The sequence below is a fragment of the Halobacteriovorax sp. ZH5_bin.2 genome (assembly GCF_043196375.1).
Taxonomy (GTDB): domain Bacteria; phylum Bdellovibrionota; class Bacteriovoracia; order Bacteriovoracales; family Bacteriovoracaceae; genus Halobacteriovorax_A.
This window is the reverse complement of the sequence record NZ_JBEBMJ010000001.1, coordinates 1-14,228: the sequence shown is the minus strand read 5'-3', so window position 1 is coordinate 14,228 and position 14,228 is coordinate 1. Positions and strand designations below refer to the sequence as shown.

The window sequence follows — 14,228 nt, the reverse complement described above, 5'->3', positions numbered from 1 at the left end:
AGAAAGCGGGCCCTTAGTATTATTTAATTTTTAATTCTGAGTGAAGTTTTGCAAAAGTTTTTTCTTCACGGATTGCATACATAAGGTTTGCTTTCATACGCTCATCTTTTGTGTAGAATTCTTTTACTTGATCAGCAGTTAGACCCGAAAGGCTTGCACTTTCTTCAATTTTCGCATCGAAGTCTGCATCTGTTGATTCAACTTCGTACTTGTTTGCAAGATGGTCTAGAATTAGTCCCGACTTAACTTGGAAAAGAGCTTTTTCATCTAAGTCACCGGCCCACTTCTCAAAGTACTCACCTAGCATCTCTTCTGTAAAACCTTGTTGCTTAAGGTTGTTTGCAAGATCATTCTTTAGGTGCTCTTTTTGTTGAGCAATCATAGTTGATGGAACATCAAAGCTATTTTCAGAGATTAGTTTTTCAAGAATTTCTTGATTTAACTTTTCAGCTGCTTGTCTTTCATTTTGCTTAGTTAGGTTCTCTTGAGTTTTTGCTTTGAAATCTTCTACTGATTCAAAACCTAGCTCTTTAGCTACTTCATCAGTAAAGTCAGGAAGCTTTCTTTCTTTGATTTCAAGAAGTTCAACGTGGAACTTAACTTTTGCTTCTTTTAGTTCTTCTACGTGATACTCAGATGGGAAAGTAACTTCTAGAGTCTTCTTCTCACCTGCTTTCATACCAATCATTTGCTCTTCGAATCCAGGGATAAATTGACCAGACCCGATTTCTAGTAGGTATTCTTCACCTTTCATATTTTCAGGTTTTTCACCATCAGCTTTTTCACCTTCGAAGTTCATAACAGCGAATAGTCCGTTAGCTAGTGCTGTACCTTCAGCAGCTTCAACCATTTCTGCTCTTGGAGCAAGGTAGTTCTTACGTACTTTTTCAACATCTTCTTCAGTTACTTCAACAGTATCTTTTGTGAATGATAGTTTTGAGAAATCTTTAAGTTCTACAGTTGGGAAGATTTCAACAACAGCATCAAATGATACAGACTTTCCATCTTTGTAATCCATATTTTCAAAGTTAGGGTAACCAACTACTTTAAGATCTTCTTTATTAATTGCTTCGAAAAGTTCCTTTTGTACGAAACGATTTAGAGCATCACCTTCAACCTGTGGACGGTATAGTTTTTCAACCATAGCGATTGGCGCTTTACCTTTTCTGAAACCTTTGATTGAAACTGATTTTTGCTTCTCTTTAAGAGCAACAGTAATTTGCTCAGATAGATCTAGGTTATCGAATGAAAAAGATAATTTTTTTGTGCAGTCATTAACTTGTTCTACTTTATAAGTCATGAATAAATCCTCACTTCGCTATGCGACAATATTAACATTATGAATAGCCGAAATTAGCTAGAATATGGCAAAAAGTCAATGAATATAAGGGGTTTCAATTAGCCTAATACTCAACCTTAACCAAAAATAGGCCCTGTGGTGGTGCCGTCGGAGCAACCTTTTCAACACTTGGACTAGTCAATTGCCCCACAATAACTTCTCTTGAAATCTTTCCTTGAGCATACGACCAGATACTTGAAACAATTAAGCGAACCATCTGCTTCAAGAAGCCATTACCAGTTATCTCCATGATAAAGACATTTTCTTTAAGTCCTGGCCCATAGTTCATTTCACTTTCAAAGACACTACAGTTGGTCACTTTTCGAGTTGTCGACTTAACCGGCGTTCCCTTAGTTGAGAAACCTTCAAAGTCATGCTCGCCGATAAATAGCTGACATGCTTCATTCAGCTTGGCCAAGTCCAAATCTTTGCCTAGGTAGGTCACATAATTTCTCAAGAAGGGGTTGGGCTGTTTTTTAACTGAGAATATGTAACGATAGGTCTTACTCTTCGCGTTAAAGACCGGTTGAAAGTCATCTGGTGCATACTCTGAGCCCACAACTTTTATTGCATCCGGTAACTGACTATTAAGTCCGCGCATAAGGGCATTTGGATTAATGTCTATGGGAAGAGTTATTCGAGTAACCTGAAAAATTGCATGAACACCTGTATCAGTTCTTCCGCAACCAACAACTTGTATATCATCAGACTTTGATAATTGTTTTAGAACTTTTTCAATTTCACCCTGAATACTTTGCTGACCAATTTGCTTCTGCCATCCAAAGTAATTCGTTCCATCGTATGAAAAAGTAACTTTATAGATACTCAAAGTTAAAGCCTATACCAAAAGAAACTCCGCTCACGCTAAAGTCTTCTCTTTTAAATCCTGAAATATCCATTGTCTTGGCCATAAGACTAATACTCATTTCACTAATGTCACTGAACTTCTTTAAATCCATTCCGAAATTTGGAAAAATATTATAAATCGAAAAATCAATCGAAGCTGAAGCGTTATATCCATAACCTACTTGACGAATATCTTTATCGTCATCACCTTGTTCACGATCATCTCTATTTTGCCAAATAGGAGCAATTACTGGCCCACCTTGAGCTGTAATTGAAATCTTCTTTCCAAGGTTTAACATCGCACCAAGATTTAAATCAATTGGAAACAACCATAGATTAAATGTTGTTCGTGAAATTGTTCCGCCTCCAAACTTCCCCTTTCCAGAGTTAAATGAAAGTCCAAGGTTTCCCTGAAAGAATGTCGAGACAATATTTCTTTGAAAATAATTTCTATAATTGAATGTAAGATAACCTGCTTGAATAGAGTCAGCTTCAGAGTTATCGTTTTGAAATGTTGATTCAAAAGTCCCAGTACTATCTGAGTAGTCATAAGTATCATAGATATATGTAAAACCAATTTGAGTATCTGCTTTCTGATAAACATCTTTTAGTAGATCTTCAGTTTTATACTCAACATATGAATTTGGACTTGGGTCTCTTAAGATTGAATCTTCATCAGTGGCCGTTTTCAACCACTCTTTATCTTGTGAATTCATTACAGCATTTTTAAGCTCTTCATCTGTGTACTGCTGAGGTGTTGAACCAAAGATATCTGGAATCGAATTCTTATCCTCTTCACTATCATTAGAACCTTGATCATTTTCGTACGGAGAATCTTTTAGATCTAACTCTCCAGGCAGAGGCTGATTAAAGTCTATAGAAAAAACATTTGTACTTGAAACTAATAGCGTACAAATAAAGAGGTTTTTAAGATTCGCTTTCTTCATCTTTTTCTTCCCAGTCGAATAATTCAACTTTAGTATCCTTACTAAAAATATTATACACTAAACATCCGACAACATAGGCAGTAATCAGCACAAAAATCATCAGTTGCTCGTAAATAAGGATTAATACTAGAATGAGAAGAATCATCGCAAGTACCTTGCGGCGATTTTTTCTTACATAATCCGAGTTTTTAAATGAATTAAACGGAATATTTGAGATCATTAGTAGGGAATAAAAAATCACATATGCAGCTGCGTAGTAACTCTGATACTCACCAAAGTTAAACTCTAGTGTCACCATAATAAAGCCAATAATCGCTAAGGCCCCTCCTGGAATTGGAAGACCTTGGAAGTAATTAGATGGAACCTTATTAATATTTGCATTAAATCTAGCGAGCCTTAGTGCGCCACATAGTAGGTATAAGAACGAAATAACAATTCCTGGCCTACCAAGGTTTTGAAAATACTTAAAGTAAATAATTAAAGCCGGTGCCATACCAAAAGAGATAACATCACTTATAGAGTCAAATTGTTCACCAAATTGAGACTGAGTCCCAGTAAGACGAGCAATTCTTCCATCTACGCTATCAAAGATTGCACCCAGTAGCAGAATCATACAAGCAGGGTAGAACATACCCTTTGTTGCCATAATAATTGAGGCAAATCCACATCCCATATTCAATGCTGTAAAAACATTCGGTAAGAAAAAAGTTAGCTTATGTGGTTGTCCGTCATATCTTGTCATTTGAATTTCCTTCTTATTCTTCTATATAGCGACCTACGATTGTTTCTCCGCCCCTAACCTTTTCATTCATGGCCACGAGGAGTTCAGAGTTTTCGACTTGCATCTTTACCGTAGCACCAAGTGGATAGAAGCCAATATCAACTTGTCTTCTTCCAAGGTCCCCTGGCAACACAATTAGCTCTGGGTCACGTTTAAAAAATGAATTTATAAAAAATAGTCTAATCTTTCTATCGTTAGAGTCTTCTAGAATAACTTTTGTTCCAAAGTCCTTATCATTAAAAATGACGTTATTTACTCTCGCCGAAATTGGTAAATATATCCCATATCCGCTCAATAGTCCCATTCTAATTGATAGTTCTGAAACGTTCTTCGATATTTTATTAATACCAACAACTTTCCCTGATACTGGAGAATAGATCGATCCACGAGTTGTTACCTGATCTTCTTTAAAGGAGCTCAATTTCCTTCTAAACAGGAATAGAAATACAGCTACAATAACAAAGTAAATTGAAAATAAATAAAAGCCGAATAATAGTAATAATAGAAATGCTACTACTATAATAAAGTTGATTGTGGACTTAGATAGATAAAATATTTTCACTTTAATAATTTATCAATATTCAACTGACATGTCATACTAAGACTTTTTAAATTCGACGTGAAGTGGTCGAAAATAATAAGGCCTCTGCCTCATTCTTTCACTTACAACCTTGCTAAAAATCGGTGCTGGATTCTTACGAAGCACCTCTCGAGTATCCCCTTCACAATGCTCTGAAAGCTCATTTGCACCATGAGTATATAATTGTGACTTATCCACAATACCCGAGCAAAACGCTTCGAATTCAGCTTGCGTTAGAAGCTTCTCCTCATCATTTGTACGAATATAATACTCTTTCTTAAATGCCGGAAACATCCAGTGAGTCGAGTCCTGTCCAAGAATACTTGGAATATCAGAGCTATAAAAAGAGAAAACTTCAATATCATCTAGTTCAAAAACTTGTGCAAGCCCTTCACCTACTCTCATACCAGTATAAGAACCTGGGCCAGCAATTGAGATAAGACCTTTAATATTACTCACATCAAGCCCATGCTTTGAAAGTAGAGCATGAATATTTTCATGAAGAACTTCAGAAGTCTTCTTTGTTTCAACAACGACATCTTCAACCCAAGAGAAGTTCTCGTCTAATATTCCAAAGTGGAGAAGATGTGATGTATCAATAAATAAGTATATCATTAGAAGAATCGCGTAAAATCGTTAAACAACGCCCCAATCATTAATAGTAAAAGAATAGAAAGACCAAATTGCTGAGCAATCTCAAGCTTTCTTCTTGATAATGGTCCACCGTTAATTGCTTCTAAAATAAGAAAAACTATATGCCCACCATCTAATACCGGAATTGGGAATAAATTAATAACACCTAGGTTGATAGAAATTAAGGCCATCAACTGGAAAAAATATGAAATTGAAGTATTGAAAGAGTCGGAAGCAACTTTTCCAATTGTAAGTGGCCCACCAATATTCTTTAATGAAACTTCTGCTGTGATAAGTTTTTTAAAGCCTTCAAATGTTTTAACAACGCCATCCCATGTACGGTATAAACTTCTTGGAATTGCTTTGAAGAAATTCATTGGCTCAGTTGTAACATATTTACCAGCGGCATAAATACCATGGCTATAAACACCAATTAACTTAACAGTTTTACCACTTTCAGTTCTAACGTCAGGAGTAATATTAAACTCTTTAGTCTCACCCTTTCTAATAACTTTTAGTGAAGCTTGACCTTCATTTTCTTGGATTTCACCTCTAAGCTCATCAAATGAATTAACTTCTTTTTCATTTACCGAAGTAATAATATCCCCGGCCAAAAGACCTGCTTTATCTGCAGGAGACTTCATTTGAACACTCTTAACAACTAAGTCCATAGGAAAGTAATTATTTGTAAAAAGAGCGTGCTTAAGACCATTCGTTACATCTAAGTGTGCAACGGCCTTAGCTTCCTTATCAAATATTGGCTGACTTGTTTCAGTATCGATAGATTTCACAGGAAATAGATCGAGGTGTCCTGCCTCAATGGCCAATTCTTCTAAGCTATAGTCAGTATTTGGTTTACTACCTTTAGAAACAATAAATAGATTACCATCTGCTGATTTAACAATTGGCAGAAGTAAAAATGGCGGATATTTTACCATTTCTTCAAAGAATTGTTCTGGCTTCATATCAACTTTCACAACTTCTTTTCGGCCAAGGCGCTCAACAGTTAAAGAACTAATATGGCCATCACTCTCCAGCACGATATCACTTGGAGAAGTTACAAGATGTTCATTTACTTTATTAACAATATCACCACTTCTAAAACCTAATTTATAAAAGCGTGTCTCTTTGGCCACATTTCCAATCTTAATTTCTGGAACTTTTTCACCAGTTAAGAAAAGAGCAAAGAAGATAAAGAAAGCAAGAATAAAGTTAGCAAGAGGACCACCAAAAACAATCCAAAACCTTTGCCATTTTTTCTTATGAATAAAAGAAAATTTCTTTTCTTCTTCAGAAATACCATCTTTGTTGAATGGGTCATCTCCAAACATCTTCACATATCCACCAAGTGGAATTAAAGAGATAGCGTACTCTGTGTCACCTTTTTTCCATCTAAACAGTTTTGGACCAAAACCAATTGAAAAAACTTCAACCCTTACACCAAAGAGTCTTGCAAACAAGAAATGTCCTAGCTCATGAAAAAATACGAGTGGACCTAAAAATAAAATAAATATAACAATTTTCTCTAACATACTAACCCTTATAAAATCTTATAACTCAACAATAGTGTGTAAAACGGTATAACAAAGAGAAGACTATCGATTCGATCGTAAACCCCACCATGTCCAGGAATCAAGTTCGAGCTATCCTTTACACCTATTTGTCTTTTCAACTTAGACTGAATCAGGTCACCGACTTGACTCAAAATACCTAAAATAAAAAAGATCAGTACATATTTTACCGCAAAATCACCTATTAAATAATACCATACTAAAGTTCCTAATAGGCCAGATGTTGCGGCTCCACCAATTAAACCTTCAACAGTCTTATTAGGGCTCACCGTTGCCCACAATTTCGTCTTTCCAAAGTTCTTACCAAAAAACCAAGCACCAGTATCCATACCAAAGTTAAATACTAGTAGAATAATTACAAGAGCTTGCCAATTAGCATGATTAAGAAGTGAATGAAGATTAAGAAATGGAATCAAAAATATTACCATGCTTAAAATTGTTACTCTTTTTAAAAGGTTAACAAAATTCATCGACTCCATTGGAGAAATGAACAAGTAGCCTATTAGAACAAGGTTTAATAAACAACCTATTGAAGGAATAAGAAGCCCATCAAATACGTGGTTGTTGTTCATTGCCCAGAACTGAATTCCAAGCAAAAGAACAAAATTAACGAGTGTGAAAATACCTGTTACTTTAAGAGAGAGAAAATTCTTTGCGAATTCATAGAAGCAAGCTGCACTAACAACGATAAGGAGTGCTTCAATACCAACAACACCAATAGAATATGCTAATGCGACGATACCTATCATTACAATGGCAGATAGGACTCTTTTTTGAGTATTTGTCATTTTAATTCCGTTTAATTTATTAATCTAATATTCTTTCTAATCTTATTTTTAGAAGCAGCTAATGATTCCGTTTCACAAACTTGCCCAAAACGTCTTTCACGTTTCTCGACTTCATAAATAATATTTTCAAATTCTTTACATGTGAAATTTGGCCACATCGTTTCCGTGAAATATAATTCACCGTATGCAATTTGCCATAATAGAAAGTTTGAGATTCTTTGATCTCCCCCAGTTCTAATCATTAGGTCAACATCACCTAACTCAGGGGCGTGAAGGGCCTGAGAAATATTCTCCTCAGTAACTTCAATATCTTCAGCGATTAATTTATTTACAGCGCTAATAATTTCAGCGCGTCCACCATAACCAAATGCGAAAGTCAGCTTTAAACCAGTATTATCCTTCGACTCTTCTTTTAGTCGATTGATAATTTCAATTGTATCTTTAGGAAGTTTTGAAATATCACCAATAATATTAAACTTAATATTATTTTTTAAAACTTTAGCTCTTTCTTTAATAAGAAATTTCTTTAAAAGAAGAAAGAGAGTTCTAATTTCAGAAGGCGGGCGGCCCCAGTTCTCAGTAGAGAACGCATAAAGCGTCAGGGCCTTAATTCCCATGTCGTCAGCTTTTTCTACAACATCACTAACAACAGAACTTCCACGTACATGTCCCCACACACGACGATGAGCGCGGTTCTGTGCCCAGCGCCCATTGCCATCCATTATAATTGCAACATGTTTTAATTTAGACGTTTGAAAGTTCATCATTTATTCAAATAAAGATTAAAGAGTTAGAAGCTCTTTCTCTTTTGCTGCAATGATCTCGTCTACTTGTTTAGTATACTTATCTGTTACAGTCTGAATTTCAGTTTGATACTTCTTAGAATCATCTTCAGAAATCTCTTTAGCTTTTTCAGCTTTTTTCACAACTTCGTTACCATCACGACGAATGTTACGAATTGCAATTTTACTGTCTTCACCAATTTTTTTGATTTCTTTAACCTGCTCTTTTCTTGTTTGCTCAGTTAGCGCAGGAAATGCAATTCTAATTAAGTTACCATCATTTGATGGATTAAGACCTAAGTTTGCATTGATGATTGATTTTTCAATTTCACTGATAAGAGTTTTATCAAATGGTTGAATTTGAAGAAGTCTCGCTTCAGGAGTTGAAACCTGTCCAACCTGGTTAACAGGAGTTGGAGAACCATAGTAGTCCACAGTAACGCCATCTAATACAGAAGCTGATGCACGACCAGTTCTAATTTTTGTTAATTGATGTTTTAGAGAATCAATTGACTTTGACATACCAGTTTCTAATGATGATTTAATTTCATTAATCATAATATACCTCTTATTAATTATTTAATTACTTTAGTTCCAATGCTCTCGCCTGCTACGGCCTTTGCAATATTACCTTTTTCAAACATATTAAATACCACAATTTCCATCTCATTATCCATACAAAGTGAGATAGCAGCAGAATCCATTACCTTGATTCCCTTATTTAATACGTCGATATATTTTAATTGATCAAACTTGACTGCGTCATCATATTTCATAGGATCTTTATCATAGATTCCGTCAACTTTTGTCGCTTTAAAAATTACCTGTGCGTCAATTTCATTTGCTCTTAGGGCAGCTGCCGTATCTGTCGTAAAGTAAGGATTTCCTGTACCTGCTGCGAAGATAACGACACGCTTCTTTTCAAGGTGTCTCTCAGCACGACGTCTGATATATGGCTCACATACCTCTTGCATGTTAATAGCCGACATTACTCTCGTAAATACACCTTTTTGCTCAAGTGAATCTTGCATCGCAAGTGCATTTATGACAGTCGCCAACATCCCCATATGATCTGAAGAAGTACGATCCATACCTCTTGTCGCTCCCGCTACACCACGGTGAATATTTCCACCACCTACAACAATAGCAACTTCTACACCCATTGCTACAAGTTCTTTAACCTCTTCAGAAATTTGGTTAAGAACATCGTGAGTTACACCATAACCGGCCTCGCCAGCTAAAGCCTCACCTGAAAGTTTTAATAAGATTCTTTTATATTTCATATGTCCCCAATAACACTACAATCAAATTGCAAAAAAAAAGGGCTTAAAAAAGCCCTTTCTTATATTTAGTAATTAATTTTACTGTTGAGTCATCTTAGCAACTTCTTCAGCTAAGTTGTCTTCTTTCTTCTCAATCCCTTCACCAAGATTGATTTTATGGAAAGCTTTTACAGTAATATCACCACCAACTTTACCAGCTACGTCAGCAACAAGCTTCTTGATAGTAAAGTCTGGGTTCTTAATGAATACTTGCTCAACAAGACATACTTCTTTAGCAAGTTTTCCAAGTTTACCTTTAACGATCTGATCGATCATGTTTTCAGGTTTACCTTCTTCTTTAAGTTGTGCACGGTAAACTTCTTCTTCTCTCTTTTTGTAATCTTCATCAATATCATCTGAAGTTAAGAAAGATGGGTTAGCCGCTGCAACGTGCATTGCGATATCTTTTGCAAGTTCCGCAACTTCTGGAGCATCAGTCTTATCAGTTCCTAGCTCAACTAGAACACCAATTTTTCCACCGTGGTTATATGAACCAAGAACACCTGTTGTTTCAACTGCAGCAAATCTTCTTAGATCGATTTTCTCACCACATTTCATAGTAAGTTCAGTTGTTTCAGCATTCTTAGCATCTTTAAGTTCTTCAATAGAAGCTGGCTTATTTGAAAGAGTCCAAGCAGCAACATTACTTGCGAAACCTTGGAAATCGTCACCTTTAGCAACAAAGTCAGTTTCACAGTTAACTTCAAGAATAACACCCTTGCTACCTTCTACTACAGATACAACTGTACCTTCAGCAGCAACACGGCTTGCTTTCTTAGCAGCTTTTGCTAGACCTTTAGTTCTTAGGAAATCTACTGCTGCCTCTAGGTCACCATTAGTTTCTGTAAGAGCTTTCTTACAGTCCATCATACCTGCACCAGTTTTTTCTCTTAATTCTTTAACAGCACTTGCCGTAATAGCCATTTTTTACCTCGCTAATTATTTATTAATTATTCTTCTTCACCAGCTAAATCGATGTCTTTTTCATACTTAGAAAGAATTTCTTCTTCTAGAGCTTTATCAGTAACTTGGTTACCAGCTGCTTTAGCTTTGCTTGCGCTACCTGCGATAGCACCTGCGAAGTAATCAGAGAAAAGAGTGATCGACTTGATTGCATCGTCGTTACCTGGAACAACGTAGTCAACACCTTCTGGATCACAGTTAGTATCAACGATTGCAACAACAGGGATACCTAGTTTGTTAGCTTCTTTTACAGCAATTCTTTCATTGTTTGGATCAACAACAACGATTGCACCTGGAAGCTTTCTCATATCCTTGATACCACCAAGGTTTTTTTCTAGCTTTTCAACTTCTTTACCAACTTTGATTCTTTCTTTCTTAGTTAGTAACTCAAAGTCACCTGTTTCTTTCATTTTCTCAACTTTTCTTAGCTTATCGATTGAAAGGTTGATTGTTTTGTAGTTTGTAAGCATCCCACCTAGCCATCTGTTAGTTACATAATATGCACCACATGACTTAGCAGCAGTCTTAACAGTTTCAGAAGCTTGTCTTTTTGTAGCTACGAAAAGAATTGGCTTACCTTCAGAAGAAGTCTTCTTTAGGAAGTCATAAGCTTTTTTTGCTAAAGGAATAGTTTTAGCAAGGTCAACAATATAGATCCCGTTTCTTTCACCAAATACATATGGCTTCATTTTTGGATTCCACTTGTGAGTCTGGTGACCAAAGTGTGCACCTGCTTTTAAAAGATCATTAATGTTTAATTCTGACATACGAACTCCACAGTTGGTTGAATACACTAACTCGAACCGAATGGACCAACCCTTCGAGCAGCTGTTTATTTCGCGATATTGCGATGGTGCATTTTTAACACGATGACACTGCGGATTCAATATTTTTTTGTAATATTTTTAGAGGAATTATTGGCCCTAACTTACCGAAAGAAAGGGCCTTTTTAATTATAGTGTTGGTGAGTTTCCATCAACTAAAACGCGACGCGGCTTAGCTCCTTGAGCAGGACCTACGACCCCGCGTTTTTCAAGCTCCTCAATAAGATTTGCTGCTCGGTTGTAACCGATTCTTAGTCTTCTCTGCAACATAGAAGCTGACGCTGAGCGAGATTCCATAACCACTTTAACGGCTTCATCATATAGAGCATCACCAGAATTCGATGAAGATGCAGGAGTGATATGTGAACCATATGAGTATTCATCAGTTTCTACTTCTCCACCATTCTCAAGAAATTCCATTGCCTTTTCATCGAAACCAGACTCCAAGGCTTCTAATTTCTGAGTCAAGGCTTCGATCTCAACTTCATCAACATATGAAGAGTGAACACGTTGAGTGTTAATACCATGTTTATAAAGCATATCCCCTTTTCCAAGCAGTCTTTCAGCACCAATTTTATCAAGAATTGTACTCGAGTCGGTACGAGAAGAAACCCTAAAGGCAACACGTGTTGGGAAGTTAGATTTAATAACACCTGTAATTACATCTACTGAAGGTCTTTGTGTTGCAAGAACAAGGTGAATTCCAGCGGCACGGGCCTTAGCAGCGATACGAGCAATATTATTTTCGATTTCTTTCCCTGCTTTAGTTAATACAAGGTCAGCAAATTCATCAACAATAATTACAATATATGGTAGCTCATAATCTTCAGCAGTTGTGTCTTCATAATGATGGTGAATCTTAGCAAGCATTTCAGGAGTAGCTCTCTTAAGCTTTTCATTGAAACCAGAAATATTACGAACACCAAAGTCCGCAAGAATTCCATAACGACGATCCATTTCCTGACAGGCCCAAAGAAGCGCAATTGAAGCAGTTTTTGCATCAGTTACAACAGGCATTAGCAGATGCGGAAGCTTCGCATAAAGCGCCATCTCGAGTTGCTTAGGGTCAATAAGAATTAACTTCATTTTCTTAGGTGATTTCTTAACAAGGAGTGAAACGAGTAGTGAGTTAATAAATACCGATTTACCAGCACCAGTTGCCCCTGCAACTAGCATGTGTGGACATGTCGCGAGATCAATAACAAAAGATTCACCAAATGCATTCTTCCCCATAGCGATTGGAAGTGAATACTTAGCATTTTGAAACTCTTTAGAACTCAATACTTCATCTAAATATATAATATCACGAGGATTTCTTGGTACCTCAACACCCACAGTATCCTTACCCATCATTGCTGGAACGACACGTATAGGAGCACCATATAGAGCTAAAGATAGATCATCGGCAAGACCAGCAATCTTAGAAACTTTAACACCAGCACCAGGTCTAAACTCAAAAGTATCTACAACAGGACCTTTTAGAACGTTTACAATTTCCCCTTCAATTTTAAACTCTGTAAGTTTTGATTCTAAGAGAGTAATGATTTGTTCGAAATAAGCCTTGTCAGGTTCATTAGAAACCTTCTCAATTGTTGCTTCAGTAGCAGTATCAACAATATTAAAGTATTGATTATCAGTAGATGTATCGGCCATACGATTAAGAGGAGCTGTCACAAGAATCTTTTTAACCTGTGGCTCTCTCTCAGTACCTTCTTCTACTTGATTACTAGAAGTATTACTAGCTTCAGAATCTTCAGAACTTTGTTGTACACTACGAACAACTGTATTTGACTCATCAAAAGAAGGACGTGTAAGCTGTGGTTTAATTACAGCATCTTCAATATCTTCGTCATTATCCGTTTCAACAACTGAATTTTCTTCAATATTACTCTTAGACTTTAAGATATTTTGCGGTTTAATCTTATTAAGTGAAGCAAATAAAGAACTTTCCTTTTTATCTTCATCTTCTTTCTTATCATCTTTAAGAATACTATCCATTCTTTTACGAAGACTATTATCGTGCTCAATCTGAGCAACTGGCTTTTTCTTTTCAAATGGTGCAGCAAGAGCCTGTTTGGCTTCAACGGCCTTTCTTGGTACGGCCTTAGTAAAGTTGAAAGCTTTAATTATACTTTCTTTAAAGCCACCTCTAAACGTACCAAAAAGAAAAAGACCAAAGGCTACACATGTATAAATACCTAACCAAAGTGAAGTAAAAGCATTCTTTAGAATATATTGTAAACCGATCCCTAGTGCATCTTGAAAAAAGAAAAATGATATAGCTCCAAAAAAGAAAACTAGAGGGAAAAAATTTAAAACATCAACCATATACTCACGTTTGTCATAAATAAATGTATGACATAACGAAAATACAAAAAATGGAATCAAAATCCAGGGCCCACTAAAGTAAGAACCAAATTTAACCATTGAGAAGAAATAATAACTAAAAATGTTACCAGAATTACCAGATGTAATTGTGAAGTAATTATCCGGTAAATCATTTCCAAAGTAAAACGAGATAAAAGAGAATAATGTTAAGATAAATAGGATAACTAGTTGAGTTTTAAGGATATTTTTCTTCATACTTCTATTGTATATGAAATGTAAGTAAAGGCAAAAGAAAAGGCCGTAAACCCCTCTAGAAGCAAGATAAAAAGAAAAACAGAAGCTAGTATAGAAATTTTATGGCCACAAACAAAAAAAGCCAGATCCTAAGATCTGGCTTTTTATATAGAAGGTGCATCTTCCTAGTCTCACACCAAGTTACCCTGGCAATACCTTCGGCGCAAGCGGGCTTAACTGCTGAGTTCGGGATGGTATCAGGTGTTTCCCCGCCGCTATCGACACACCAA

General features: G+C 36.1%; 14 protein-coding genes and 1 rRNA gene. All 15 read right to left on the bottom strand.

Features of this window, described 5'->3' with window-relative positions; translation table 11 throughout:
* Nucleotides 1–19: 19 nt before the first annotated feature.
* Complete coding sequence (tig, locus tag ABMA76_RS00075; protein ID WP_392910719.1) at nt 20–1,300, bottom strand: trigger factor; 1,281 nt, start codon at nt 1,298–1,300, stop codon at nt 20–22.
* 103 nt (nt 1,301–1,403) lie between these two features.
* The gene (gene truA, locus ABMA76_RS00070; protein ID WP_392910721.1) at nt 1,404–2,168 is read right to left on the bottom strand and encodes a tRNA pseudouridine(38-40) synthase TruA; all 765 of its coding nucleotides are present in this window, start codon (nt 2,166–2,168) and stop codon (nt 1,404–1,406) included.
* Nucleotides 2,155–3,132, bottom strand: a complete 978-nt coding sequence (locus tag ABMA76_RS00065; RefSeq protein ID WP_393060525.1) for a hypothetical protein — start codon at nt 3,130–3,132, stop codon at nt 2,155–2,157. Before ABMA76_RS00065 ends, truA begins: the two co-directional genes overlap by 14 nt.
* Complete coding sequence (gene pssA, locus ABMA76_RS00060; RefSeq protein WP_392910724.1) at nt 3,113–3,874, bottom strand: CDP-diacylglycerol--serine O-phosphatidyltransferase; 762 nt, start codon at nt 3,872–3,874, stop codon at nt 3,113–3,115. The genes ABMA76_RS00065 and pssA overlap by 20 nt, the downstream gene beginning before the upstream one ends.
* 13 nt (nt 3,875–3,887) lie before the next feature.
* A complete protein-coding gene (locus ABMA76_RS00055) occupies nt 3,888–4,334 on the bottom strand; it encodes a hypothetical protein (RefSeq protein WP_392910727.1) in 447 nt (148 codons plus the stop codon).
* 177 nt (nt 4,335–4,511) lie between these two features.
* Complete coding sequence (locus ABMA76_RS00050) at nt 4,512–5,108, bottom strand: hypothetical protein (protein WP_392910729.1); 597 nt, start codon at nt 5,106–5,108, stop codon at nt 4,512–4,514.
* On the bottom strand, nt 5,108–6,658 hold the full coding sequence (gene rseP, locus ABMA76_RS00045) for an RIP metalloprotease RseP (protein WP_392910730.1): 1,551 nt from the start codon (nt 6,656–6,658) through the stop codon (nt 5,108–5,110). Before rseP ends, ABMA76_RS00050 begins: the two co-directional genes overlap by 1 nt.
* 8 nt (nt 6,659–6,666) lie before the next feature.
* On the bottom strand, nt 6,667–7,485 hold the full coding sequence (locus ABMA76_RS00040) for a phosphatidate cytidylyltransferase (RefSeq protein WP_392910732.1): 819 nt from the start codon (nt 7,483–7,485) through the stop codon (nt 6,667–6,669).
* A gap of 11 nt (nt 7,486–7,496) precedes the next feature.
* On the bottom strand, nt 7,497–8,249 hold the full coding sequence (gene uppS, locus ABMA76_RS00035) for a polyprenyl diphosphate synthase (RefSeq protein ID WP_392910744.1): 753 nt from the start codon (nt 8,247–8,249) through the stop codon (nt 7,497–7,499).
* A gap of 18 nt (nt 8,250–8,267) precedes the next feature.
* On the bottom strand, nt 8,268–8,825 hold the full coding sequence (gene frr, locus ABMA76_RS00030; protein WP_392910734.1) for a ribosome recycling factor: 558 nt from the start codon (nt 8,823–8,825) through the stop codon (nt 8,268–8,270).
* Between the two features lie 17 nt (nt 8,826–8,842).
* A complete protein-coding gene (pyrH, locus tag ABMA76_RS00025; RefSeq protein ID WP_021268728.1) occupies nt 8,843–9,550 on the bottom strand; it encodes a UMP kinase in 708 nt (235 codons plus the stop codon).
* Between the two features lie 78 nt (nt 9,551–9,628).
* Nucleotides 9,629–10,513, bottom strand: a complete 885-nt coding sequence (gene tsf, locus ABMA76_RS00020) for a translation elongation factor Ts (protein ID WP_392910736.1) — start codon at nt 10,511–10,513, stop codon at nt 9,629–9,631.
* 26 nt (nt 10,514–10,539) lie between these two features.
* Nucleotides 10,540–11,319, bottom strand: a complete 780-nt coding sequence (gene rpsB, locus ABMA76_RS00015; protein WP_021268438.1) for a 30S ribosomal protein S2 — start codon at nt 11,317–11,319, stop codon at nt 10,540–10,542.
* Between the two features lie 186 nt (nt 11,320–11,505).
* A complete protein-coding gene (locus ABMA76_RS00010) occupies nt 11,506–13,959 on the bottom strand; it encodes a DNA translocase FtsK (RefSeq protein WP_392910738.1) in 2,454 nt (817 codons plus the stop codon).
* 151 nt (nt 13,960–14,110) lie between these two features.
* Nucleotides 14,111–14,227, bottom strand: a 5S ribosomal RNA gene (rrf, locus tag ABMA76_RS00005).
* Nucleotide 14,228 lies beyond the last annotated feature (1 nt).